Source organism: Rhodococcus sp. BS-15 (genome assembly GCF_000813105.1).
GTDB lineage: Bacteria > Actinomycetota > Actinomycetes > Mycobacteriales > Mycobacteriaceae > Rhodococcoides.
Genome location: NZ_BAOX01000311.1, coordinates 1 through 5,548, shown reverse-complemented (window position 1 = coordinate 5,548; position 5,548 = coordinate 1). Strand labels below are relative to the sequence as shown.

Here is a 5,548-nt window from a genome sequence, read left to right as displayed (position 1 = left end):
TAACCCACAGTGCGGTGGCGGGCACTCCTGCACGCAGGCACTCGACCACCGGGTTGCGACCGAGTACCACCTCGGGACCGTCTTCGGCCTTGCGTCCGGCCGGTCGTCCACCCGCGCGGCCACCGGTGTTGCCGCCGCGGTTCGTTGCGGACTTCTCGGCGAGCTTGGCCCGACGCGCGGCGGGATGCTTGGTGCGCTCGGAGGCGGGAGCGTCGCGCCACGGCCCTCGAGACCCTTCCGACGCTTGCCACCGGATCCGGCGACCTGTCCCTTCTTGGTGCCGTCCTTGCGGATTGCGCCGCGCCTACTCGAATTGCCTGCCATCACAAACCTGCTTCGTCGGTCTTACTCGTACCCAGCGACCATTCGGGCCCGTTGGGTGTATCTGTCACGTCGACTCCGGCCTTCGCAAGTCGATCGCGTATGTCGTCGGCGGCGGCCCAGTCCTTGGTCGCCTTCGCCGTTGCTCGACGCTCCAGCTCGGCCTGGACCAGGACGCCGAGGGCGCCGAGAGCTGCTGCGTCGGATCCACTGTCTTTGCTCCAGTGCGGATCGAGCGGGTCGACACCGAGGATGTCGAGCATCGCGCGCACACTGCCTGCGTACTCCACCGCTGCTGGTAGGTCACCGGATTCGAGTGCGGTGTTGCCCAGGGTGACGGTGGCGTGAATTTCGGCCAGCGCCTTGGGAACTGCGAGGTCGTCGTCGAGAGCCTCGGCGAATCCGGCCGTCCACTTGCCCATCGGCACGTCACCGGCGCGTTCGACGGCTCGTTTGACGAACCCTTCGATGCCCCGGTACGTCACGGCCGCGGTCTCGAGTGCGGTCTCGGAGTACTCCAGCATCGAGCGGTAGTGCGCTCCACCGAGGTAATACCGAAGCTCTTGCGGCCGAACCTTTTTCAGCACGTTCGGCACCGAGAGCACGTTGCCGAGGGACTTCGACATCTTCTCGCCGCCCATCGTCACCCACCCGTTGTGCAGCCAGTACCGCGAGAAGCCGTCTCCGGCCGCCATGGACTGCGCGCGCTCGTTCTCGTGATGCGGGAACACCAGATCCAGCCCGCCGCAGTGGATGTCGAAATCCGAACCGAGGTAGTTCTCCGCCATCGCCGAGCACTCGAGATGCCAGCCCGGACGGCCGGGGCCCCACGGTGTCGGCCACGACGGCTCGTCGGGCTTCGCGCCCTTCCACAGTGTGAAGTCGCGCGGGTCACGCTTGCCCTCGGCGACGCTCTCGCCCTGGTGCACGTCGTCGAGCTTGTGCCCGGACAGTGCGCCGTAGCTCGGGAAGCTCTGCACGTCGAAGTAGACGTCGCCGCAATCGTCGGCGTAGGCGTGGCCGCGTTCGATCAGACGCTCGATCATCCGGACCATCTGGGTGATGTGCCCGGTCGCACGCGGCTCGGCGGACGGCGGGAGCACCCCGAGCCGGTCGTAGGCCCAGGTGAAGGATCGCTCGTAGGTTGCAGCCCACTCCCACCACGGACGGCCCGCGTCACGCGCCTTGTTGAGAATCTTGTCGTCGATGTCGGTCACGTTGCGAACGAATGCGACGTCGTAATCGTGCGCCAGCAACCAGCGGCGCAGTACGTCGAACGCGACGCCGCTGCGCACGTGGCCGATATGAGGTTCGCCCTGCACCGTTGCCCCACACAGGTACACCGATGCATGGCCAGGGACCAAGGGGGTGAATTCCCGCAGGGCCCTCGTCTCGGTGTCGTGTAGGTGAAGGGTCACGACCAGCAATGCTACCGGTGGTTTTACCTCGTCATGACAAGTGCGGTCGCGATGGCCGCGATTCCTTCACCGCGACCGGTCAGCCCGAGCCCGTCGGTGGTGGTCGCGGACACCGATACCGGCGCACCGAGCACCCGCGAAAGAACTTCCTGGGCCTCGACGCGGCGCGGTCCGATCTTGGGCCGATTGCCGATGATCTGCACCGCAGCGTTCCCGATCGCAAATCCGTCCGCGTCGAGCAGCCGCTTGACCTCTTTCAACATGGCGGCTCCGCTGACCCCGTCCCATTCCGGACGACCGGTCCCGAACACCGATCCGAGATCGCCCAGTCCGGCCGCGGACAGCAGCGCGTCGCACAGGGCGTGCGAGGCCACGTCGCCGTCGGAATGCCCGTCGAGTCCGTCTGCGTCCTCGAACAGCAAGCCGGCCAGCCAACAGGGCCGACCGGGCGCAATGGGATGGACGTCGGTGCCTATGCCGACTCTCACAGCTCGTCTCGACTGTTCACAGCAGCGCCTTTGCCAGTAGCAGGTCGTGTGGAGTGGTGATCTTGAACGCGAGTGCATCGCCGACGATGGAGTGCACCGTCTCGCCGATGCGCTCGACGAGGCCCGCGTCGTCGGTGGAGATGTCGGATGTTGCGTCGTACGCGCGGCGCAGGACGTCGGCGTCGAAGCCTGCGGGGTCTGCACCGAGCGCAGACTCGCGCGGTCCGGGGTACCGACCACTGCGCCCATGATGTCGACTTCCTTGATGGTGTCGACGACCGGGAGAACCGGAATGACGGCGGAGCGTCCGGCTCGTACCTCGGCCACGACGCGGGCGATCAGCGTCGGTGGGGTGAGTGCCCGGGCTGCATCGTGGACGAGCACGACGGCTGCGTCGCCGACAGCGGCGAGACCGGCGCGTACCGAATCGGTCCGCTCGAGCCCTCCGGCCACGACGGTGACGTCGTCACCGACATGACGGCGGGCCGCGTCGAGCAGCTCGGCCGGCACGATGACGACGATGCGATCGACGGCACCCGAGGCCCGGAGACCGTCGACGGACCGTGTCAGAAGAGAGTCGGTACCCAGACAGACGAATGCCTTCGGCTCGTCGTATCCGAGCCGAAGGCCTTTGCCTGCTGCGGGTACCAGGCGACCACGTCGCCGGCAGTACCGTTCACTCCGAGTAGCTGTTCACTCTAAGAAGCGGTAGCGAGAACTTCGTCGAGCATGGTGTCGGCCTTGGCCTGATCGGTTCCTTCGGCGAGTGCGAGCTCGCCGACCAGAATCTGACGTGCCTTGGCGAGCATGCGCTTCTCGCCTGCCGACAGTCCGCGATCCTGCTCGCGTCGCCAGAGATCGCGGACGACCTCGGCAACCTTGTTCACGTCACCGGAAGCGAGCTTCTCCAGGTTGGCCTTGTACCGGCGCGACCAGTTGGTGGGCTCTTCGGTGTGCGGCGCGCGGAGCACCTGAAAGACTTTGTCGAGACCTTCTTGCCCGACGACGTCGCGAACGCCTACGTATTCTGCATTGTCCGCGGGAACTCGAACGGTGAGGTCGCCTTGCGCGACCTTGAGAACCAGATACTCTCTCGGTTCACCCTTGATGGTGCGTGTCTCTATCGCTTCGATCAGCGCCGCTCCGTGATGGGGGTAAACGACGGTGTCTCCGACCTTGAAAATCATGTGACAAGTGCCCCTTTCGATTTACCCAGAATACCACGGCTCATATCAACGGTGCAGGTCAGGGGCATAGCGGTGCCGAATCAGGGGTTGACACAGACGGATCGACGTGTATCCGGGGCCACATTTTCACGCGGGTCGTTCCGCGGTTCCCACTCCTGACAGGCACCCTCACCTGGCGTCATCGGGCCGCTGGCCGACCCCACGAGCGGCCGGTGGACGAGAACTACTACTCTGCCTAGTGGACGAGATGGACCGAGCCGGCCCGGCACCACATGGAGGACGACCGAAGTGACTGCAATAGACGCTGCGACACCGCTTGGCCGCCATCGCAGGACGGCCGCCGCCCTCGCTCTTCTCGCCGGTGGCGCGTTGGCCCTCACCGCGTGCGGCGCAGGTCAGATCTCCCAGACTGCAACTCAGGTCGCCGCGGTCAACGGCAACTCCGTCGACGTCGGAGACATCCAGCTGCGCAACGTGCACGTCGTTTACCCCACCTCCGAGGAATACAGCATCGAGCCCGGCGGCACCGTCGAGCTCGGCTTCACGGCCATCAATTCCAACCCGACCGTGGCCGACGAGCTGACCGACATCTCCTCCCCCGAGGCTCAGGTCACCATCGTCGACGAGGCGGAAGCAGGCAGCAACGAGATCGCTCCGCTGACCGCGCTCGGCGCAGGTTCGCCCGCGGATGTTCAGCTCGACGATCCGCTGCTGCCGATCCAGCTGATCAAGGTGGAGATGGCCGACATCTCCGAGAACGTTCGACCGGGCCTGACGCTGCCGGTCACGTTCGAGTTCGCGAACGCGGGCGAGGTCGTCGTCAACGTTCCGGTCGATGCCGGTCACGAGCTCGAGCGCGACGAGTCCGCGGTAACCGAGCACAGCGAAGGCGAATAGCCGCCGCCCCGACCCTGTCGGCGCCGATCGTTAGGCTCTCGGCGTGGTCAAACTGAAGTCGAGCTACCGCTGCTCTGCGTGCCGTCACTCGGTCTCGAAGTGGGTCGGTCGTTGCCCCGAATGCGGTGACTGGGGCTCGATGGACGAGGTCCAGGCCACAGCCGCTCCGCTCGCGACACGCGCAGGTGCATCGGCCCTGCGTTCGGGCGGCGGGGCCATGATTCCCACCACGCCCGCCGCGGCTCTGACGACCATCAGCAGTGCCACCTCGCAGGCCAACACCACCGGGATCGACGAGTTCGATCGCGTTCTGGGTGGCGGTCTCGTCCCCGGTTCGGTCGTGCTCCTCGCCGGCGAGCCCGGAGTCGGCAAGTCGACGCTGTTGCTCGAGGTGGTGCATCGGTGGGCCCGCTCGGCACCCGATCGCCGCGCGCTCTACGTCACCGGCGAGGAGTCGGCGGGTCAGGTGAGGTTGCGGGCCGATCGAACCGGCGCGGTACACGAGCGCGTCTTCCTCGCCGCCGAGTCCGACCTCGCCACCGTCTTCGGTCACGTGGAGCAGGTCAAGCCCAGCCTGCTGATCGTCGATTCCGTGCAGACGATGCTCGCCGCAGACGTCGACGGCGTCATCGGCGGCGTCACCCAGGTCCGCGCCATCACGAGTGCGCTGACCACGCTGGCCAAGACGACCGGCGTTGCGGTGCTGCTCGTCGGACACGTCACCAAGGAAGGTGCGGTGGCAGGTCCGCGGTCGCTCGAGCATCTCGTCGACGTGGTGCTCAACTTCGAGGGTGACAAGCACTCCACCCTGCGGATGATTCGCGGCGTCAAGAACCGATTCGGCGCATCCGACGAGGTCGGCTGTTTCGAGCTGCGCGAAACCGGGATCGTCGGCATCAGTGATCCGTCGGGGCTGTTCCTGCATCATCGGGGCGACGCCGTGCCCGGAACTGCCGTGACCGTCACGATGGACGGCAAACGGCCGTTGTTGGCGGAGCTGCAAGCGTTGATCGTCGACACCGCGATGCCGTCGCCTCGGCGGGCGGTGAGCGGGCTCGATCACGCCCGCGTTGCGATGATCCTGGCCGTGCTGGAACGCCGCTGCGGGGTCAAAGTGTCCAAGGCGGAGGTCTACGCGGCGACGGTCGGCGGGATGCGCACCAGCGAACCGTCGGCCGATCTTGCGCTGGCCGCGGCGGTGGCATCGGCGGTCCGCGATCAACCCACTTCCGCCGGG

At 66.5% G+C, this 5,548-nt stretch carries 5 protein-coding genes and 2 pseudogenes; 2 read left to right on the top strand and 5 right to left on the bottom strand.

Annotation, left to right across the window (positions count from 1 at the left end; translation table 11 throughout):
- The 5 genes and pseudogenes from RHBS_RS29835 to RHBS_RS23560 form a co-directional block, all read right to left on the bottom strand.
- Positions 1 to 324 (bottom strand): annotated as a pseudogene (locus tag RHBS_RS29835) (23S rRNA (guanosine(2251)-2'-O)-methyltransferase RlmB); the annotation flags it as partial.
- A complete protein-coding gene (gene cysS / locus RHBS_RS23575; protein ID WP_128646556.1) occupies positions 324 to 1,739 on the bottom strand; it encodes a cysteine--tRNA ligase in 1,416 nt (471 codons plus the stop codon). The gene cysS and the pseudogene RHBS_RS29835, both read right to left, overlap by 1 nt.
- Before the next feature lie 23 nt (positions 1,740 to 1,762).
- Positions 1,763 to 2,227, bottom strand: coding sequence for a 2-C-methyl-D-erythritol 2,4-cyclodiphosphate synthase (ispF, locus tag RHBS_RS23570; RefSeq protein WP_128646554.1), 465 nt, complete (start codon positions 2,225 to 2,227; stop codon positions 1,763 to 1,765).
- A gap of 16 nt (positions 2,228 to 2,243) precedes the next feature.
- Positions 2,244 to 2,878, bottom strand: a pseudogene (gene ispD, locus RHBS_RS23565) (2-C-methyl-D-erythritol 4-phosphate cytidylyltransferase).
- A gap of 47 nt (positions 2,879 to 2,925) precedes the next feature.
- Entirely contained in the window at positions 2,926 to 3,414 is a 489-nt protein-coding gene (locus RHBS_RS23560) for a CarD family transcriptional regulator (protein WP_027494344.1), read from the bottom strand.
- A 288-nt stretch (positions 3,415 to 3,702) separates the two neighbouring features.
- Here RHBS_RS23560 and RHBS_RS23555 point away from each other — a divergent pair, with 288 nt between their 5' ends.
- Positions 3,703 to 4,311, top strand: a complete 609-nt coding sequence (locus RHBS_RS23555) for a hypothetical protein (protein ID WP_128646552.1) — start codon at positions 3,703 to 3,705, stop codon at positions 4,309 to 4,311.
- A 43-nt stretch (positions 4,312 to 4,354) separates the two neighbouring features.
- The coding region (radA, locus tag RHBS_RS23550) for a DNA repair protein RadA (RefSeq protein ID WP_128646550.1) at positions 4,355 to 5,548 on the top strand (1,194 nt) is incomplete at its 3' end.

What these genes read in the sequence shown, in the direction of transcription:
- RHBS_RS23560 (WP_027494344.1), bottom strand. Translation starts at nt 3,414, where the DNA reads ATGATTTTCAAGGTCGGAGACACCGTCGTTTACCCCCATCACGGAGCG.